The sequence below is a fragment of the Streptomyces sp. NPDC002088 genome (assembly GCF_040296605.1).
Classification (GTDB): Bacteria; Actinomycetota; Actinomycetes; order Streptomycetales; family Streptomycetaceae; genus Streptomyces.
Window position 1 is genome coordinate 71,913 of the sequence record NZ_JBEOXO010000008.1, and the last position, 18,114, is coordinate 90,026.

Annotated in this window: 16 protein-coding genes; 3 read left to right on the forward strand and 13 right to left on the reverse strand. The window is 71.5% G+C overall.

What is annotated here, in order from left to right:
* Window positions 1–136: 136 nt before the first annotated feature.
* The 7 genes from cobT to ABT114_RS18900 form a co-directional block, all read right to left on the reverse strand.
* The gene (gene cobT, locus ABT114_RS18870; protein WP_351143893.1) at window positions 137–4,213 is read right to left on the reverse strand and encodes a nicotinate-nucleotide--dimethylbenzimidazole phosphoribosyltransferase; all 4,077 of its coding nucleotides are present in this window, start codon (window positions 4,211–4,213) and stop codon (window positions 137–139) included.
* A gap of 396 nt (window positions 4,214–4,609) precedes the next feature.
* Entirely contained in the window at window positions 4,610–5,827 is a 1,218-nt protein-coding gene (gene cbiE / locus ABT114_RS18875; RefSeq protein ID WP_351143895.1) for a precorrin-6y C5,15-methyltransferase (decarboxylating) subunit CbiE, read from the reverse strand.
* 89 nt (window positions 5,828–5,916) lie between these two features.
* Window positions 5,917–6,564, reverse strand: a complete 648-nt coding sequence (locus ABT114_RS18880) for a GNAT family N-acetyltransferase (RefSeq protein WP_351143897.1) — start codon at window positions 6,562–6,564, stop codon at window positions 5,917–5,919.
* Between the two features lie 128 nt (window positions 6,565–6,692).
* Window positions 6,693–7,529 carry a MetQ/NlpA family ABC transporter substrate-binding protein gene (locus ABT114_RS18885; protein WP_351143899.1) on the reverse strand — a complete coding sequence of 279 codons (837 nt, stop codon included), beginning with the start codon at window positions 7,527–7,529 and terminating at the stop codon, window positions 6,693–6,695.
* A 70-nt stretch (window positions 7,530–7,599) separates the two neighbouring features.
* The gene (locus tag ABT114_RS18890; protein WP_351143901.1) at window positions 7,600–8,337 is read right to left on the reverse strand and encodes a methionine ABC transporter permease; all 738 of its coding nucleotides are present in this window, start codon (window positions 8,335–8,337) and stop codon (window positions 7,600–7,602) included.
* Window positions 8,334–9,386, reverse strand: coding sequence for a methionine ABC transporter ATP-binding protein (locus ABT114_RS18895; protein WP_351143903.1), 1,053 nt, complete (start codon window positions 9,384–9,386; stop codon window positions 8,334–8,336). The genes ABT114_RS18890 and ABT114_RS18895 overlap by 4 nt, the downstream gene beginning before the upstream one ends.
* A 368-nt stretch (window positions 9,387–9,754) precedes the next feature.
* The gene (locus tag ABT114_RS18900) at window positions 9,755–10,405 is read right to left on the reverse strand and encodes an HAD family hydrolase (protein WP_351143905.1); all 651 of its coding nucleotides are present in this window, start codon (window positions 10,403–10,405) and stop codon (window positions 9,755–9,757) included.
* A gap of 216 nt (window positions 10,406–10,621) precedes the next feature.
* Here ABT114_RS18900 and ABT114_RS18905 point away from each other — a divergent pair, with 216 nt between their 5' ends.
* Together ABT114_RS18905 and ABT114_RS18910 are read left to right on the forward strand one after the other, a co-directional pair.
* Window positions 10,622–10,981, forward strand: coding sequence for a hypothetical protein (locus ABT114_RS18905; protein ID WP_351143907.1), 360 nt, complete (start codon window positions 10,622–10,624; stop codon window positions 10,979–10,981).
* Window position 10,982: 1 nt separating this feature from the next.
* Window positions 10,983–11,396, forward strand: a complete 414-nt coding sequence (locus ABT114_RS18910; protein ID WP_351143909.1) for a hypothetical protein — start codon at window positions 10,983–10,985, stop codon at window positions 11,394–11,396.
* A gap of 15 nt (window positions 11,397–11,411) precedes the next feature.
* Here ABT114_RS18910 and ABT114_RS18915 read toward each other — a convergent pair whose 3' ends face one another.
* From ABT114_RS18915 to ABT114_RS18925, 3 genes are all read right to left on the reverse strand, one after another.
* The gene (locus ABT114_RS18915; RefSeq protein WP_351143911.1) at window positions 11,412–11,909 is read right to left on the reverse strand and encodes a GNAT family N-acetyltransferase; all 498 of its coding nucleotides are present in this window, start codon (window positions 11,907–11,909) and stop codon (window positions 11,412–11,414) included.
* A 45-nt stretch (window positions 11,910–11,954) separates the two neighbouring features.
* Window positions 11,955–12,461: an RNA polymerase sigma factor gene (locus tag ABT114_RS18920; protein WP_351143913.1), complete on the reverse strand. Its 507-nt coding sequence runs from the start codon at window positions 12,459–12,461 to the stop codon at window positions 11,955–11,957.
* 67 nt (window positions 12,462–12,528) lie between these two features.
* Window positions 12,529–13,710, reverse strand: coding sequence for a glycerophosphodiester phosphodiesterase (locus ABT114_RS18925; protein ID WP_351143915.1), 1,182 nt, complete (start codon window positions 13,708–13,710; stop codon window positions 12,529–12,531).
* Between the two features lie 409 nt (window positions 13,711–14,119).
* On the opposite strand from ABT114_RS18925, the gene ABT114_RS18930 reads away from it, so the two are divergent.
* A complete protein-coding gene (locus tag ABT114_RS18930; protein WP_351143917.1) occupies window positions 14,120–14,791 on the forward strand; it encodes a lysophospholipid acyltransferase family protein in 672 nt (223 codons plus the stop codon).
* Window positions 14,792–14,889: 98 nt separating this feature from the next.
* Here ABT114_RS18930 and ABT114_RS18935 read toward each other — a convergent pair whose 3' ends face one another.
* From ABT114_RS18935 to ABT114_RS18945, 3 genes are all read right to left on the reverse strand, one after another.
* Entirely contained in the window at window positions 14,890–16,413 is a 1,524-nt protein-coding gene (locus ABT114_RS18935; RefSeq protein WP_351143920.1) for an MFS transporter, read from the reverse strand.
* Window positions 16,410–16,976, reverse strand: coding sequence for a TetR/AcrR family transcriptional regulator (locus ABT114_RS18940; protein ID WP_351143922.1), 567 nt, complete (start codon window positions 16,974–16,976; stop codon window positions 16,410–16,412). Before ABT114_RS18940 ends, ABT114_RS18935 begins: the two co-directional genes overlap by 4 nt.
* Window positions 16,977–17,060: 84 nt before the next feature.
* Entirely contained in the window at window positions 17,061–18,032 is a 972-nt protein-coding gene (locus ABT114_RS18945) for an aldo/keto reductase (RefSeq protein WP_351144220.1), read from the reverse strand.
* Window positions 18,033–18,114 lie beyond the last annotated feature (82 nt).

Below are 18,114 nucleotides of genomic sequence, written 5' to 3' on the forward strand. Positions count from 1 at the left end.
GGCTCTGGAGCGGCCCTGACGTGCGGATTTTAGACGTGGGTTCAGCGTACGGCGGGGGCGGGGGGCAGGCGACGGAACGCCTGGCCACCCCACCCCCGTCCTTGTTCTCGGCTACTTCTCGGTGACGCGTCCTTGGCTACTTCTCGGTGACGCCCGCCGAGTCGAACGTCGCCACCTCGTGCATCGCTCGCGCCGTGCTCTGCACCAGCGGGAGCGCCAGGAGGGCGCCCGTACCCTCGCCGAGGCGCAGGTCGAGGTCGACCAGGGGGCGCAGGCCCAGCTTGTTGAGGGCCGCCACATGACCCGGCTCGGCGCTGCGGTGGCCCGCGATGCAGGCCGCGAGGACCTCGGGGGCGATCGCCCGGGCGACCAGGGCGGCGGCGCCCGCGCTGACGCCGTCCAGGATCACCGGGGTGCGCAGGGAGGCGCCGCCCAGGAGAAGGCCGACCATCGCCGCGTGTTCGAAGCCGCCGACCGCCGCGAGGACGCCGATGGGGTCGGCCGGATCCGGCTGGTGGAGTTCCAGGGCGCGGCGGACGACCTCGGTCTTGCGGGCCAGGGTCTCGTCGTTGATGCCGGTGCCGCGGCCGGTGACCTCGGCGGGGTCGACGCCCGTGAAGACCGAGATGAGCGCGGCCGACGCCGTGGTGTTGGCGATGCCCATCTCACCCGTGAGCAGTGCCTTGTTGCCGGCCGCCACCAGGTCGCGGGCGGTCTCGATGCCCACCTCGATGGCCTGCTTGGCCTCCTCGCGGGTCATCGCGGGGCCGGTGGTCATGTCGGACGTGCCCGCGCGGACCTTGCGCGGCAGCAGGCCCGGCGTGGCCGGGAGGTCGGCGGCGACGCCCACGTCGACGATGCAGACCTCGGCGCCCACCTGGCCCGCGAAGGCGTTGCAGACCGCTCCGCCGCCCAGGAAGTTGGCCACCATCTGGGCCGTGACCTCCTGCGGCCAGGGGGTCACGCCCTGGGCGTGCACGCCGTGGTCGCCCGCGAAGATCGCGACGGCCGCGGGCTCCGGGATCGGCGGCGGGCACTGCCGGGACAGGCCGGACAGCTGCGCGGAAATGATCTCCAGCATGCCGAGCGCGCCCGCCGGCTTCGTCATGCGCTTCTGCCGCTCCCAGGCCTCGCCGAGCGCCTTGGCGTCCAGCGGGCGGATACCGGCGACGGTCTCGGCGAGCAGGTCGTGCGGGTCCTCGCCGGGCAGCGCGCGGCGGCCGTACGTCTCCTCGTGCACGACCCACGACAGCGGACGGCGCTTGGACCAGCCGGCCTGCATCAGCTCGGGCTCGTCCGGGAACTCGTCGACGTAGCCCACGCACAGGTAGGCGATGACCTCGAGGTGCTCGGGCAGGCCGAGGGCGCGGACCATCTCGCGCTCGTCGAAGAAGCTGACCCAGCCGACGCCGAGGCCCTCGGCGCGGGCGGCGAGCCAGAGGTTCTCCACCGCGAGCGCGGCGGAGTACGGGGCCATCTGCGGCTGGGTGTGCCGGCCGAGGGTGTGGCGGCCGCCGCGGGTGGGGTCGGCGGTGACGACGATGTTCACCGGCGTGTCGAGGATCGCCTCGATCTTCAGTTCCTTGAACTGCTTCGCCCGCCCCTTGGGCAGCGACTTGGCGTACGCCTCGCGCTGGCGCATGGCCAGTTCGTGCATCGTGCGGCGCGTCTCGGCCGAACGGATGACGACGAAGTCCCAGGGTTGCGAGTGACCCACGGACGGGGCCGTGTGGGCCGCCTCCAGGACGCGCAGCAGCACCTCGTGCGGGATCGGGTCGCTGCGGAAGCCGTTGCGGATGTCACGGCGCTCGCGCATCACCCTCAGAACGGCCTCGCGCTCGGCGTCGTCGTAGCCGGGGGCCGCCGGGCCGGTGGACTCTCGTGCTTCTTCCACTGCGGCCGCGCTCTCTTCTTCCTGGTCTTCCTGTTCGGCGGCCCTGGTGTCCAGGTCCTCCGCTTGTTGTACGACGTCGAGGCCGGGCTCCGGGTCCGGGGTGGCCGGGACGGGAGCGGGGTCGGCCTCTCGCGGGGCGGGGACCATCGCGACGGGTTCCGGTGCGTGCGCTTCCGGTGCGTGGGGTGCCTGCGGTTCCGGTGCCTGCGGTTCCGGTGCCGGCGCGGGGAGGACGATGGGGTGCGGCGGAGTCGGGGCGAGGTGCGGGGTGGTCGGCACCTGGCCCTCGACCGGCACGAACTCGCCCATGGGCCGGTCCGGCTGTGGCTCCAGGGGGATCGCGCCGGATACGTCCGCGGCCGGAGGCTGGACCTCGTCCTGGGCGTCGGCGGCCACGGGGACCGGCCGGGCCGGGGGCTGCGCCTCCTGCGGCGCCTCCTCCGGCCGCGTGGCCTGGTCGGCGTCCGCGGGCTCAGGCGACGGCTCGGCAGGGACGGCGACGTCCTCGGCGGGAGCCAGGGTGTCGTCCGCGGGCTGCGGAGGCTGCGCGGCGTCCAAGGCCGACGGCACGGGCGCGAACGCCATGGCCTCCGGCACGGGGGCGGGCTCGGCCGTTTCGGGAGCCTGAGCGGGCCAAGGCGCGGCGGCTTCGGGGGCGGCCGGTTCCTGGACCTGCGGGGCCTCGGGCCCTGCGTATTCGGGTGCTACGGCCTCGGCGACCTGGGCGCTCTGAGGGACAGCCACCGCTTCGGTGCCCTGCGGGTTCCCCGGCGTGACCTCGGCCGGTGCGGCGGGCGCGGGTTCGGCCTGCCCGGTCTCGGGCGCGTGCACCTGCGCCTGCGCCTGCGCCTGCGCCGACGGAGCGACAGCCTCCGGAGCCTGGTCGGCAACCGGTACGTCGGACGGCACGGGAGCCTGCACTGCGGCATGGAGAGCCTGCGCGGCGTCCGCCACTACGGCGGCACCGGTGGCCTGCTCATCCTCTACGGCCACTGCGGCACCGGGAGCCTGCCCCGCGTCTACGACCACTGCGGTACCGAGCACCTGCGCAGCGTCTACGGCGACCACGGCACCAGCGTCCTGCGCGGCGTCCGAGACGGGCTCGGGGCCTGGGACGAGGGCGGCATCCGCAGCGGGAACCGCCCCGGGGGCCTGGTCTGCGTCCGCGACCGGTTCGGGGCCGGGGACCTGGCCGGCCTCCGCGGCCGCTACCGGGCTGGGGACCTGACCGGTCTCCGTCACGGCTGCAGGACCGGGGACCTGACCGGTCTCCGTCACCGCACCAAGACCAGGGACCTGACCGGTCTCCGTCACCGCACCAGGACCGGGGACCTGACCGGCTTCCATCCACACTTCGGGCCCTTGAACCTGACCGGCCTCCACGACCGCTTCAGGCCCCTGAACCCGACCGGACCCGGACTCCCCAGCCGCCTCAGGGCCAGGAACCTGGCCGGCGCCCGCAGCCGCCGCTGCCGCCGCAGCGCCAAGAGCATGCCCCCCGTCCTCAGCGGAACCAGCCCCGGGGTCGTGCACGGCCGCGGGCACCTCCCCCGCACCCTCGCTGTACACCGCGCCCACGGGCTCCGCCACCTCTGCGGCGAACGCGGGCGCGGCGACCGGGCCGGACGGTGCGGGGGCGGCCGCATAGCCGCCCTCCTGCGCCTGCTGCGGCACCTGGGCCGTCGTGGCGACCGCCTCCGTGGCGATGCGGGCCATGACGGCCTGGGCGGCGCCGACCGGCTCGGGCTGCTGCTCCATGGCCGGAGCAACCGTTTCCGCAGGGGTCGCCCCGAGGCCCACCGGCGGCTGCGCCGCGGTCTGGGCGCCCCAGGGCGCGGCGCCCTGCGGAGGCGTCTCGCGCAGCTGCTGGACGTCGAGGTATTCGGGGCCGGTGGTCGGCGGGCCCGACTGCCGTACGGGCGCGCCCGCGGGGCCGCGGTCGGCGAGGGAGCGGACCGGGCTGGCGGAAGCGTCGGGGATCGGCGGGCCGAGGTGCAGGGGTCTGCGAGGCTGGGACGGCGTCGAAGGGGGCGTCGGGTTGGGCAGGCGGACGCCGCTGAGGTCGACCGAGCCGCTGTCGCGGCCGGCCAGCTCGTGCGGGCCCGGTTCGTGGACGGCCTCGACGACCGGTTCCGGCACCGGCGGAGCCACCTCGTTGCCCCAAGCGCTCTGGGCGCCCGGCAGCAGCAACAGGTCTTCGTCCTCGGCGGTGGTTTCGGAGAGGTAGGTGTACGCACCCGGCGCGGGAACGCCCGGCTGCTCCACCATGCCTGCGTTCTCCGGCAGCCCCTCGCCCGGGATCTGGCCGGTGTCGGTCATGCGTACCCCTCGCCCATCGGTTAGTGCCTCTACGACCAGCTCACCGGGAACGGCGCACCGACCGCCCCCGCAGTGAAGAACGAGCGTGCATGCCCAGCGGCACGAACGAGCCGACCGTAAAAGGCGACAAAGCCACTAGGTGGCATTGTCCCGGCCGTTCCGCCGTCGCGACAGGTTGATCCGCGACAGCCCGCTGTGGACTGCGCCACGTTGCGCGTCCTCCGGTTCTGCCGTACCACACTCGCCCCAAAACGGGCGGGTTTTCCGGACATTGACGAACGAAGTTCCGGGCCACCGGGTGAGGTACAACGATCGGCCAGCCTACCGCGCGCAGTACGACAACAGGATCACGGGGCGCGGTCAGGCAAAGCCCGCCCGTCGCCCGACCACCACCACTCAACGAGGCGCTTCGCGCCGCAGCAATTCCCCTGTGAGCAGGAACGCGACACTCCGCTCCGTCTCCGTCCAGGCCCGGGTGTCGAGTTCGACGGACTGGAGAAGGGCGCACTCGACGTGGTAGCCGTGCTCCGTCAGGTCCCGGCCGATGACTTCGGCCGCGTCGCGGTTCGCCGCGTGCGTGACGATGCGTTGCGGGCGGCGGTCGGCGACCGCGGAGACCACGGCCGCTCCCCCGCCGGCGACACGGACGACGTCCGGTTCGGGGAGGCGCTCCAGGACGTGCGGGGCGGTGCCGTGGACGATCTGGAGCTGGACGCCATGGCGGCGCGCGGCGGCGTCGGTGCGGCCGCAGGCCAGCAGGTCCCGGTCGACGGCGATCACGGCGGCGCCGGCCCGGGCGGCCTCGGTGGCGAAGGCGCCGCTGCCACAGCCGATGTCCCACACGAGGTCGCCGACCCGCGGGCCGAGCCGGGCGAGTTGGGTGGCCCGGAGCAGATCCGTCTCGCCCTCGCCGAGCGGCCCGTCGTAGGCCTCGGGGGGCAACGTCCAGCCGCGCGGTCCGGCGGCCGGGTCGCGGCCGGCGATCCAGCCGCCGCCGTGGCTCGCGCTCACGGGTCCGCCGAGGACGATGACGACGTTCGGGTCGCGCCAGGTGTGGTCGGCGGCCTTGTCGGAGGTGACGACGGAAACCTGTTCGCGTTCGGTGCCGAGCTCCTCGCAGATCACGAAGGTGCGGTGGACGCCCTCCAGGAGGAGGCCGAGTTCCGCGGGGCCGGCGCCGGGTGAGGTGAGGACCGCGACCTTGGTGTGGGCGCGGCACACATTCACCGCGCGTCGCAGGGTGCGGCGGTGTGCGACGACCACGTGGGCGTCGTCCCAGGGCATCCCCGCCCGGGCGAACGCTGCGGCCACGGAGGAGACGGCGGGGACGACCTCGACCTCGAGCCCGAAGTCGGGCGCGCGCAGGGTCCGTACGACACCGAAGAAACCGGGGTCGCCGTCGGCGAGCACGACCGCGGTGCCGCGGTGGCCGGCGATACGGCGGGCGGCGAGGTCGACGCTGCCCAGCCGGATGCGTTCGGCGGCGGGCGGGACCTCCGGCAGCGCCAGGTGGTGGGCGGCGCCGGCCACCAGTGTGGCGGCACCCAGGGCCGCGCGTGCCGCGGTGGTCAGCGGCGAGCCGTCCCAGCCGATCACCGTGACCCGGTCGGCCATCGTCGTCAGTCTCCAGAGGTCTCGCGCAGGTCGTCAGGGGGACAGCCCGCAGGGGGCTCCGTGAGGGTACCTGGTGGAGGGGGGCCGGTTCAGTTCCAGTCGGTGTAGGCGGTGTACGACGTGAAACTGCCGCTGTCGGACAGCTGCTCCCCCGCGCCCTCCAGGTCCTCGGGCAGCAGACTCCAGACGATGAAGTCGGTGCGCACGTCGACCCAGGTGCCGTCCTCGGCGCGGGTGCGCGCTATACAGGCGTTGCGCAGGACGCCCTCGCTGATGCAGCCGATCTTCTGGGCGACCTGCTGCGAGGCCGTGTTGTCGGCCGCCGTGCGCAGCTCGAGGCGCTCGAACTTCTGGTCCGTGAAGAGCCATTGGGCGGTGGCGAGCGCCGCCTCGGACGCGTAGCCCTCGCCACGTGCCCAGGAGGCGACGATGTACGACAGCTCGGTGGACCGGACGTGCCAGTTGGTCTTGCCCAGCTGGATGATGCCGACCAGGCGCTGGGTGAGGAACTCGGTGACGGCGAGGTCGAGGCCCCGTCCCGCGACGCGCTCGGTGGGGGCGTACTCGGTGATCCAGGTGCGGGCGCGCTCCTGCGTGAAGGGCTGGGACACGCTCGTCCAGGCCGCGATCTGCTCGTCGTTCATCATCTCGGCCAGGGCGGGGATGTCGTCCTCGTCGAGGGGACGCAGCACCAACCGCTCCGTGCTGATGGAGATGTTGGGGAAGGTGCTCGTCATGCGCCGCTCCGTAACCTTCGAGTCGTCAGGTCCTGCTGAACTGCCCAGCATGCAGCATGAAGGCACGGAACCGCACGACGGGGTCGACTCCTGTCGAGGAGCGGACCCCGTGGTGCGGCGACCCCGTTCTAGGACGAGGCGACGACCGAGCCGTCGTACTTGTCCTCGATGAACTTCTTGACCTCGGCGGAGGTGAGGAGCTTGGTGAGCTTCTGGACCCGCGGGTCCTTCTCGTTGCCCTTCTTGACAGCGAGGACGTTGACGTACGGGTTGTTCTTCGCGGACTCCAGGACGAGGGCTTCCTTGGCGGGCTTGAGACCGGCGGAGAGCGCGTAGTTGCCGTTGACGACCGCGGCGTCGACGTCGTCCAGGGAGCGGACGGTCTGGGCGGCCTCGACCTCGGTGAACTTCAGACCCTTGGAGTTCTTGGCGATGTCCTGCGGGGTCTCCTGGCCCTTGCCGCCGTCCTTGAAGGTGATGAGCCCGTTGGCGGCGAGGAGCTTGAGGGCGCGGGACTCGTTGTCGGCGTCGTTCGGGACGGCGATGGTCGCACCGTTCTTGAGGGCGTCGAAGCTCTTCACCTTGTGGGAGTAGAGGCCGAGCGGCTCGAGGTGGACGTCGGCGACGGAGACGAGGTGGGTGCCGCGCTTGGCGTTGAAGTCGTCGAGGTAGGGCTGGCTCTGGAAGTAGTTGGCGTCCACCGAGCCGTCCTCGGTCGCCGTGTTCGGCGTGATGTAGTCGGTGACCTCCTTGACCTGGAGGTCGAGTCCGGCCTTCTTCGCGAGGTTGTCCTTGATGTAGTCGAGGATCTCGGCGTGCGGGGTGGGGCTCGCGGCGACGACCAGCGGTCCGCTGTAGTCGGCGGAGGAGGAAGCGGAGCCCTTGTCCGAGCCGCACGCGGAGAGCCCGAGGGTGAGGGCTCCGGCGGCGAGGACGGCGGTGGTGATCTTGGCGGTGTTACGCACGAAAAGTGCCTTTCCTGATGGGTGGTGCGACCCCGTCATGGGTGACCGGGGAGTTCGGGTGTGGGGGGGTTCAGGCGACCTTGCCGACCTCGGCGGCCGCGGGCTCCTTGGCCTTGAGCAGGCGGAGCCGGGGCGCGGGGCCGGACTGGCCGCCACGCCGGTGCAGGGAGCGGGCCGCGTAGTCGCCGGCGAACTGGATGACCGCGATGACGACGGCGAGGATCGCCACGGTGATCCACATCAGCTCGGTCTCGAAGCGCTGGTAGCCGTAACGGATGGCGATGTCGCCGAGGCCGCCGGCGCCGACCGTGCCGGCCATCGCGGAGTAGCCGATGAGGGCGACGATCGTGGTCGTGGTGCTGGAGATCAGCGAGGGCAGCGACTCCGGTACGAGGACCTTGCGGACGACGGTCCAGGTGTTGCCGCCCATCGCCTGTACGGCCTCGACGAGGCCGCCGTCCACTTCGCGGACGGCCGTCTCGACCAGGCGCGCGAAGAACGGGATCGCGCCGATGGCGAGCGGCACGATGGCGGCCTCGCGGCCGAGGGTCGTCCCCGTGATCGTGCGCGTGAAGTTCATCAGCGCGACCATGAGGATGATGAACGGCATCGAGCGGGCGATGTTCACGACCTGCCCGATGACCTTGTTGGCGACGACGTTCTGGAGCAGTCCGCCCCGGTCCGTGAGGACGAGGAGGACGCCGAGCGGGAGGCCGCCGACGACGGCGATGAGCGTGGACCAGCCGACCATGTAGAGCGTGTCCCAACACGCCTGGGACAGCAGGGGCTGCATCTCGGACCAGGTCACTTGGCACCGTCCTTCACCAGGGCGGGCGCCTGGGCCCGGTTGTCGACCACGTCGATCTGGAGTCCCTGTTCGCGCAGGAAGCCGATGGGCACGACGTTGTCCTCGTAGCGGCCGGGCAGTTCGATGCGCATCCGGCCGACCTGGAGGCCGCCGACGGTGTCGATGGCCGCGCCGAGGATCGATATGTCGATGTTGTAGGTGCGCGAGAGCTGGGAGATGACCGGCTGAGTGGCGCTCTCGCCGTGGAAGGTGACGTCGACGACGGTGCGGTCGGCGCCGGTGGCCTCGCCGGCGACGGGGAAGAGGGCGGCGGCCAGTTCGGAGCCCGGGGTGGCCAGCAGCTCGCTGACCGTGCCGGACTCGACGATGCGGCCGTTCTCCATGAGGGCGGCCGAGTCGCAGACCGACTTCACGACGTCCATCTCGTGGGTGATGAGCAGGACGGTCAGGCCCAGCTGCTGGTTCAGGTCACGCAGCAGCTGGAGGATCGAGCGGGTGGTCTCCGGGTCGAGGGCGCTGGTGGCCTCGTCGGAGAGCAGCACCTTCGGGTCGCCGGCGAGGGCGCGGGCGATGCCGACGCGCTGCTTCTGACCACCGGAGAGCTGGGCCGGGTAGGCCTTGGCCTTGTCGGCGAGGCCGACGAGGTCGAGGAGTTCCAGCGCCTTGCGGGAGCGGTCCTTCCCCGACTTGCCGAGGATTTCCAGCGGCAGCTCGACGTTGTCCTGGACCGTCCGCGAGGACAGCAGGTTGAAGTGCTGGAAGACCATGCCGATGCGGCTGCGTGCCTGGCGGAGCTCCTTGCCGGCGCGGGGTCCGCGTCCGGCCAGGGCCGTGAGGTCCTGGCCGGCGACGGTGACCGTGCCCGCGGTGGGGCGCTCCAGCAGGTTCACGCAGCGGATGAGCGAGGACTTGCCGGCGCCGGACTGGCCGATGACGCCGTACACCTCACCCTCGCGGACGTGAAGATCGACGCCGTCGAGGGCGGTGACCTCGCGGCCGCGGGAGCGGTTAGCCCGATAGATCTTCGTCAGGCCCGATGTGGTGATCACTGGGGTTTCCGTCACTGTCGAGTGCGCGGGCGTGGATGTGCCCGGGCACGGGTGCATTCGTTCAGGGACGCGGCACGGTTCTCGCGGTGGCGATGGAACTGGGGAGAACATGTGCGCGGGGCGGCGTCAGTCACGTACGACACACGTCGTACGGACATGCCACGGCGTCTCGCTTCGGGGCGCGAGGCTCGAGGTGGTGCAGGGGCCCTCTAGAAAGCGCACATTCGACACATACAACGAGCACCGGGCGTCATGGTCGCCTCGGTCGCAAGGGTGCGGCTGCTCGTCGTGGTCATGCGACCAGTAAACCAGACGTACGGTCCTGACAGGCCGCCGCTGTCCGCATTCCGGACAGCGGCGGGCAGGTGTCAGCGGCGGACGGAGATCTCCACGCCCCCCTCGGTGACCAGCACCGACAGGGCCGAAAGGTCCTTCACCACCAGGTCCGCGTCGAGCTCGTGGGCCTGGTGGGTTGTGGCCAACGCCACGGTGGTCATTCCGGCGGCGCGGCCTGCCCGGAGGCCGGCGGGGGCGTCCTCGAAGACGACGCAGTGGGCCGGGTCGACACCCAGGCGGCGGGCGGCGAGCAGGTAGGGCTCGGGGTCGGGCTTGCCGCGCGTGATGTCGTCGGCGGCGATGAGTGTCTTCGGCAGGATGCCGACGGCACCGAGCCGGGCCTCGGCGAGCCGCAGGGTGGCGGAGGTCACGACGGCCCACCGGTCGGCGGGCAGGGAGTCGAGGAGGTCCCTGGTCCCGGGCAGCAGCTCCACACCACCGTCCGGCACGTCCTCCACCTCCAGCAGCTCGATCCGCGCGACGGCCTGCGCAACGACATCGGCGGGCAGCAGGTCGGCGGCTATCTCCACGGCGGGCCGCCCGTGCAGCGCGACCCCGGCGAAGTCCTCGGCGGTGATCCCGTACTCCCGGGCCCACTGAGTCCAGCAGCGCCGCACGGAGGCGAGGGAGGAGACGAGGGTGCCGTCGTTGTCGAACAGGAGGGCTTGCGCGTGGATCGTCATGGTCTAGACCCTACGGCGCCGTCGGAGGCTGTCGGACAAGAGGTCAGACCCCGGCCCGGGGGCCGGCGACGGGCCGCTTCGGACCGGATGACTGGTCGGGGGTGGCCTGTACGGGGCGACCTGGGAGCTGCCGCACCTGATGGAGACGGGGCCGGATCCGTGATTGCGGCCGGGGCCGGACGCGGCGGGCCTTTTGGGGCGTAATAGGGTCGCTCCATGCTTGATGCCCTGACGCTGGTGACCGGTGTCGCCGCGCTGCTGCTTGCCGCCTGGTGCGGGTGGGCGGCCTATCGTGACCAGCCGACGAAGGACTGGCACTTCATCGGGATGGCCGTGGTCTCGCTACTGGCCGTGGTTCAGCTGGTGGTCGGGATCGTGCAGTTGGCACGGGGCGAGAAGGCGGAGCAGGGTACGGCGATCTTCGTGGCGTATCTGCTGGGCGCGTTCGCGTGCATCCCGGCCGCGGGGTTCATGTCGCTGGCCGAGCGGACGCGCTGGGGTTCGGTGACGGTCGCGGCCGGCGGTGTCGTCCTCGCCGTCCTCGAAGTGCGGCTCTTTGACATCTGGGGAGGCTGAGATGACCGCGGTGAACGAGAAGCCGGCCCGGCTCATCAGCGGGCCGGGCATTCTGCTGGTCTGGCTGTACGGCGTGATGGTCGTCGGCGCGGTGTCGCGGTCCGTCTACCAGATCGCCACCGAGTTCGACCGGGCGCCGCTCGCCTACTCGCTGTCGGCGGTGGCGGGTGTGGTGTACGGCTTCATCACGTACTCGCTGGTGCGCGGCGGGGAGACGGCCCGCAGGGCGGCGCTGGTGTGCTGCGCCGCCGAGCTCGCGGGCGTCCTGATCGTCGGTACGTGGACCCTGGTCGATCCCTCGGCCTTCCCGGACGCGACGGTGTGGTCGAAGTACGGCATGGGGTACGTCTTCATCCCTGTGCTGCTGCCGCTGTCGGCGCTGTACTGGCTCCGCAAGGCGCGTATCCAGCGGTAGGCGTCCGGGACACGTCTAGGCCGTCGTCGCGTACGTTCCCGCCGGCTTCTCCAGGATGATCATCGGTACGCCGTCGTCGCCCTTGGACGTGCCCACTGTCTCGTAGCCCACGCGGCGGTACAGGCGCAGGTTGCCCTCGCTGCGGTGGCCGGTGAACAGGCGGAACTTCTTGGCGCCACGCTCCTCGGCGAGGGCCGACTCGGCCGCGCGGAGCAGGCGGGCGCCGATGCCGTGGCCCTGGAGGCGGGGGTGGACGCAGAGCTTGCCGATGGAGGCCGCGCCGTCCTCGGTGATCCGGCCGCGCACCGAGCCGATGACCTCGTCACCGAGGCGCGCCACGAAGACGCAGTCGGAGGCGACCTCCGCACGGACCGAGTCGAGGCTCTGGACGAGCGGGTCGATGCGGTAGTTGCCGTACAGCGCAGCCTCGCTCTGGAAGCACAGGTACTGCAGCCTGAAGATCTGCTCCACGTCCTGCTCGGTCGCCACCGAGATGGTCACGCTCATGCCCATGTGCGCACGCCTCCCGCTCACCTGATCGCCTGTTGTTCCTCACTCCTATCCCCGCGCTCCGCGGGCCGCAACCTCCGGCGCGAGCAAACGACGCAGACATCCCAGACATTTGGAACGTTCCGGTCCCAGACTGCCCTGTGAGATACCCAACTCCCCCGCGATCTCCCGGTATGTGAGGTCCTCCGGCGACAGCAGAGCCTCCATCAGACGGGGGCAGCGGCCGGGTAGCCGGCGCACCGCGTCGCGCAGGGCGCGGTGGCGGGCGGCACGGAGGGCCAGTTGTTCGGGGCCGCGGTCGTCATCGGCGACGGGCTCGGTGTCGTACGGCCGCTCAAGGCGGGTCGTGCGGCGGGTGCGGCGCGCCTCGGAGCGGACCGCCCTGCGCAGCCACCCCTGCGGGTCGTTCGGCGGTGCGTCGGCGGCGAGGCGTTCCAGGAGGCGGACCCAGACCGCCTGTTCCAGGTCCCCCGCCTCGGTCCCCAGGCCGTGCGCCTCGGCGGAGGCCTCGGCGGCGAGCAGCGGACGCAGGGCGGTGAGCATGTCGTGCTTCATGTGCGGCACGACGCGGCCGCCGGGGCGTCGGGTTGCCCGGGCGGCCGACTGTCACTCCAACGGGGAATCAGCCGTTGACGAAGTCCGCGCGGGCCAGCACGCCGGTGTCGGCGTTGTCGGTGAAGACGCCGTCTATGCCGGTCGCGAAGTAGGTCTTGAAGGCGCCGAAGGCGTCACCGTAGGCGTCGGCGCCGGTGCCCTTGCGGAAGTTCGCGGGCAGGAAGGGGTTCTCGTTGCGCATGGTGTAGGGGTGCAGGATCAGGCCCACCGCGTGGGCGTCCTTGACCAGGGTGGTCGGTGTGGTGAGGTTGCCGCTCGCGTCCTTGGGGACGACCAGGTCGAGGGTCGGTCCGATGCCCTGCGCGTAGCCGGCGATCTCCCTCAGGCCCGCGGGGGCGATGAGGTCGGCGACCGTGCGCGGGTCGCCCGTCTCGACGAAGTCCCAGGGGCGGCTGTTCGCCGTGGAGAGCAGGACGACGAGCGGGTTGTCGACGAGCGTGTTCAGGCGCTGGATGCTGGTCGGCTCGAAGGACTGCAGGATGACCGGCGAGTTCCACTTGTCCTTGCCGTACTTGCGCAGCAGTTTGGCGACCCGCTCCTCCAGGCCCAGGCCCAGCTTGCGGAAGTAGGTGGGGTGCTTGGTCTCCGGGTAGATCCAGACCTGCTTGCCGCGCTTACGGGTCTGCTCGTCCTGCCAGCGGAGCACCTCTTCGAAGGTGGGGATCTCCCAGCGTCCGTTGTAGAGGATGTTGTGCGGGCGGTTGGCCGGGATGCGCTCGACGGCGCGCAGGGTCTTCAGCTCGGCGAGCGTGAAGTCCTCGGTGAACCAGCCGGTGGTGGAGACGCCGTCGAGGACCTTGGTGGTCTTCCGGCCGGCGAACTCCGGGTGGTCGGCGACGTCGGTGGTGCCGCCGATCTCCGGCTCGTGGCGGCAGACGAGGTGGCCGTCCTTGGTGGGGACCAGGTCGCCGGCCTCGACGATGTCCGCGCCCAGGTCGAGGGCGAGCTGGTACGAGCCGAAGGTGTGCTCGGGCCGGTAGCCGCTGGCGCCGCGGTGCCCGATGATCGTCGGCACGGGCAGGCTCTTCAAGCCGCGCCCCCCTTGCCCCGCGTCGGCTCTCGCCGTACCGGCGATACCCAGGACCGCTCCGCCCGCGCCGAGGACCGCCGCGCCGAGCAGCGCCCGCCGTCCGGTCCCGACCGTTTCCTCGTTCGACCCCTGCGACTCCTGTGACCCCTGCGTGGCCATGAGCGCCCTCCTGCCGTCGGCTCGTCAGTGCGCGCCGATCGTAGGGGTGTGGACATGACGAAAGGGAGGCCTTGGGTCCAACGCTCGGATGACACCGGATGGCGTATCGGCAGCATGTTGTGACGGTACGTCGGCTTCGATGCGAGCGGCCAGGGTAGGCGAGCGGTACCCGCTCGGAGCAGTCGGGCGGTGCGACCCGCGCGATGTCCGTCACATCGTCCGCGACGTCGCGTGCGCGTTACGCGGCGGCGACGGGACGACACCGCAGGTAAACGTACGTCAACAGTGCGTAAGACCTCGGTGAACCCGACGCACCCGATGTGCGCCACCCCGGGGGCCGCGAGTATCGTCCTCACCTGCACAGACTCAGCACGCTTTGCTCGGCCATCTCTCGACTCCGGAGGGTCCGTTGTCCCGCTTCGCGCTCATCAAGGCAGTGCTCGGACCGGTCATGCGCCTGATGTTCCGCCCCCGGGTGGAGGGCGTGGAGCACATCCCGGGGGACGGTCCGGTCATCCTGGCCGGCAACCACCTCACGTTCATCGACTCGATGATCCTGCCGCTCGTGAGCAAGCGGCAGGTGTTCTTCATCGGCAAGGACGAGTACGTCACCGGGAAGGGCTTCAAGGGCCGGCTGATGGCCTGGTTCTTCACCGGCGTCGGCATGATCCCGGTGGACCGGGACGGCGCGAGCGGCGGGGTCGCCGCACTGATGACCGGCAAGCGGGTCCTGGACGAGGGCAGGATCTTCGGGATCTACCCGGAGGGCACCCGCTCCCCCGACGGCCGGCTCTACCGGGGCCGTACCGGCATCGCGCGGCTGACGCTCATGACCGGTGCGCCGGTGGTGCCGTTCGCGATGATCGGCACGGACAAGTTGCAGCCGGGCGGCGCGGGCATCCCGCGACCCGGCAAGGTCACCGTCCGGTTCGGCGAGGCCATGGAGTTCTCCCGGTACGAGGGGATGGACCGGGACCGCTACGTGCTGCGGGCCGTGACCGACTCGGTGATGGCCGAGGTGATGCGGTTGTCCGGGCAGGAGTACGTGGACATGTATGCGACCAAGGCGAAGGCGGCGTAGCGCCTCCGGCGGTCGGCCGGTCGGTTTTCGGGTGCGGGTGCGTTGTGGCTGCTCGCGCCCACGCGGCGGAGCCGCGTGATGTCACAGCCCCGCGCCCCTTACTGTCCGTTGTCCAGCCGTTGACCGCGGAGCAGGAACCATGCTGCTGCCGCGGTCGCGAGCAGCACCACGGCACCCGCTCCCGCCGCCAGGCTCAGGCCCTCCACGAATGCCTCGCGGGCCGAGGACAGCAGTTGCTGCGCGGTGTCCGGGGGCAGGTGTGATGCCGCCTCCACCGCCCCGCCCAGTGACTCATGGGCCCCGGCCGGCGTGCCCGCCGGGCCCGTGAAGTCGCGGTAGACGCTCGTCATGATGGAGCCGAGTACGGCGATGCCGAGGGCCGCGCCCAGTTCGTACGCCGTCTCGGACACCGCGGACGCGGCGCCCGCCTGTTCCTTGGGCACGCTGGAGAGGATCACGTCGGCGGTGACGGTGAAGGAGAAACCGGCGCCGACGCCGACGACCAGCAGGGCGGTGCCGAGCAGCGGGTAGCCCGTCGACTGGTCGAGCAGCGTGAGCGCGGCCAGCGCGAGGCCCACGGCGGCGAGGCCGCCGGAGACCACGGCCCGCACCGAGAAGCGCCGGGCCGCGCGGCCCGCGACCAGACCGGCCGCCACCGCACCGATCGCGGCGGGCAGTTCGGCCAGACCCGCCTCGAACGGGCGCCTGCCCTGGACGAGTTGCAGGTACTGGGAGAGGAAGAACACCAGGCCGGACAGGCCCAGCACGGTCAGCAGGTCGGCGAGGACGGCGCCGCTGAAGCCACGGTTGCGGAACAGCCGCATGTCCAGCAGCGGGGTCGGCAGGGTGAGCTGGCGCCGGATGAACCAGTACAGGGCGGCCGCGCCCAGCAGGCCCGCGGCGAGCGTCTCCGGGGTGAAGCCGTGGGTGGCGGCCTCCTTGACCGCGTACACGGCAGCGATCATGCCGACCAGGGACAGCACCACGCTGATGAGGTCCCAGGGGCCGGGGTTCGGGTTGCGGGACTCCGGGAGCAGCTTGATGCCGACGAGGACGAGGACGACCATCACGGGCAGGTTGATCAGGAAGACCGAGCCCCACCAGAAGTGCTCGAGGAGGAAGCCCCCGGTGATCGGCCCGATCGCCGTGCCCGCGGAGGCGGTGGCGCCCCAGATCCCGACGGCGAGGCTGCGCTCGCGCGGGTCGTGGAAGAGGTTGCGGATCAGGGCGAGCGTGGCCGGCATCAGGGTCGCGCCCGCGACGCCGAGCAGGGCACGGGCCAGGATCATCGTCTCCGGCGTGGTCGCGTAGGCGTTCAGGACGGATATCGCGCCGAACGCCGTGGCACCGCCGAGCAGGATCCGCTTGCGGCCGATGCGGTCGCCGAGGCTGCCCATGGAGACGAGCAGGCCCGCGATGACGAAGGAGTAGACGTCACCTATCCAGAGGAGCTGGGTGCCGGAGGGCTTCAGGTCCTCGCTGATGTAGGGGGTCGCGAGGCCGAGGACGGTCGCGTCGACGGCCACCAGCAGCACGGCGAGGACGAGGACACAGAGCGCGAGCCAGCGGCCCGGGCGCTTCACCGCCTCCGTCGTGAGCGCCGGCTGCAGGGTGCTGGTCATGATTCCTCTCTTCGTGGTTCGTCTCGTCGCAGTGCGCCGCCGAGGAGCAGCTCGACGATCATGTGGGTGAAGTCCTTGGCGGCGACGCGGCCTTCCGACACCGCCCAGGCGGCGGATGCCAGCAGGCCGTACAGCGCCTCGGTGAGCCAGGCCGGGGTGAGGTCGATGCGGAACTCTCCGGCTGCCTGGCCGCGCCGGAACAGGGCCGCGATGCGGTCGTCGATCCGGGTCCAGCCCGTGTTCTGCTCCTCGCCCTCGAACAGCTGGTTCTCGGTGTAGAGGAAGGCGAGCAGTCCGGCGGCGGGTTCGATCTCGCGCACCAGACGGTGTACGGCGTCGCGGGCCGGGCCCTCGTCCAGGCGGGCCGCGTCCAGCGCTGCGTCGCACTCGGCGATGCCGAGCGACTCCAGCGCCCGGACGAGCGCATCGCGCCCGGCGAACTGGCGGTGCAGCGTGGCCCGGCTGATTCCGGCGGCCTTGGCGACCTCGTCCATGGTCGCGGTGGATTTGCGGGTCAGCAGGGCGGCTGCGCTGCGCAGCACGTGATCACGATCGACGGCCATGAGACAAGAGTAGCCCACATGAGACACCCCTGTCTCACGGTGGGCGTGCGTGCCTCACCGCGGCAGGTTCGAGAGGGGTGCTTCTCAGTGCCAGGGCAGCTGCCCGCGCCGCTCCCAGTACGTGTGCGGCTCCTCCGCGAGCGTGGCCAGCCGGGCAAGCTGGTCCTCATCGAGGTCGACGACGGCCGCGTGCAGGTTGGAGGCGAGCTGGTTGACGGTCGCGGCACCGGAGAGGACGACCCCGGCCCAGGGCTGGCGCAGGACCAGGGCGAGGGCGACCGCGTCGCAGCCGAGAGATGTTTCCGCCGCCACGTCCTTCAACGCGTCCGGCGCGTAGGGGGCCACGAGCCGTCCGTTGGCCATGCCCTCCTTGACGATCACCGTGAGTCCGGCGTCGTGCGCCTCGGCGAGGGCCGGGGCGGCCGAGGTCTCCAGGACGTTGTAGGTCGACTGGACGGTACGGAAGAGGGGCTCGCCGTCGACGGTCACCGCGAGCGCGGCACGGATGGCGTCGGCCTGGGCCGGGCCGCTGGTGGAGAAGCCGATGGTGGTGCCCTGAGCAGCTGCCTCGGCGAGCTTCGCGTGGAGCTCCTTGTCGGTGAGGGCCGGGCTGTCCGGGGTCACCGAGTGGATCTGGTAGAGGTCGAGCCGGTCACCGAGCAGGGCGGCGGTCTCGGCGCGCTGCCGTTCGTACGACTGGACGCTGTGATCCTTGACCTCATGCCGCTCGGCGTCGGTGGACCAGCCTGCGGTGTATGTGTAGCCCCACTTGCTGCCGACGACGATGTCGTCGATGTCGGGGCGTGCGTTCAGCCACTCGGCGAGGAACTCCTCGGAACGGCCGTAGGAGCGGGCGACGTCGAAGTAACGGACGCCCTGGGCGTAGGCGGCGTCGAGGAGTTCGTGAGTGCGCTCGCGCAGGGCGTCGACACTGCGAACGGACGGCAGGTCCTGTTCCCGGCCGAGGTTGATGTAACCGGGACGGCCGACGGCGGCCAGGCCGAGTCCGATGTGGGCGGTGGGAGTCGTCGCTGCGCTCAGGCGGGCGAAGGGCATCGCGGGCTCCGTTTCGGTCGGCTCCTTGCGGCTCATGACCAACGTAACCGCGATGACCCCGCTTCACGCGCACCCTGGGGCA

Coding starts and splice junctions, on each gene's coding strand:
- ABT114_RS18940 (WP_351143922.1), bottom strand. CDS start 16,976: ATGGCCGTCGATCGTGATCACGTGCTGCGCAGCGCAGCCGCCCTGCTG.
- ABT114_RS18910 (WP_351143909.1), top strand. CDS start 10,983: ATGACCGCGGTGAACGAGAAGCCGGCCCGGCTCATCAGCGGGCCGGGC.
- ABT114_RS18905 (WP_351143907.1), top strand. CDS start 10,622: ATGCTTGATGCCCTGACGCTGGTGACCGGTGTCGCCGCGCTGCTGCTT.
- ABT114_RS18925 (WP_351143915.1), bottom strand. CDS start 13,710: ATGGCCACGCAGGGGTCACAGGAGTCGCAGGGGTCGAACGAGGAAACG.
- cobT (WP_351143893.1), bottom strand. CDS start 4,213: ATGACCGACACCGGCCAGATCCCGGGCGAGGGGCTGCCGGAGAACGCA.
- ABT114_RS18920 (WP_351143913.1), bottom strand. CDS start 12,461: ATGAAGCACGACATGCTCACCGCCCTGCGTCCGCTGCTCGCCGCCGAG.
- cbiE (WP_351143895.1), bottom strand. CDS start 5,827: ATGGCCGACCGGGTCACGGTGATCGGCTGGGACGGCTCGCCGCTGACC.
- ABT114_RS18915 (WP_351143911.1), bottom strand. CDS start 11,909: ATGGGCATGAGCGTGACCATCTCGGTGGCGACCGAGCAGGACGTGGAG.
- ABT114_RS18900 (WP_351143905.1), bottom strand. CDS start 10,405: ATGACGATCCACGCGCAAGCCCTCCTGTTCGACAACGACGGCACCCTC.
- ABT114_RS18935 (WP_351143920.1), bottom strand. CDS start 16,413: ATGACCAGCACCCTGCAGCCGGCGCTCACGACGGAGGCGGTGAAGCGC.
- ABT114_RS18880 (WP_351143897.1), bottom strand. CDS start 6,564: ATGACGAGCACCTTCCCCAACATCTCCATCAGCACGGAGCGGTTGGTG.
- ABT114_RS18945 (WP_351144220.1), bottom strand. CDS start 18,032: ATGCCCTTCGCCCGCCTGAGCGCAGCGACGACTCCCACCGCCCACATC.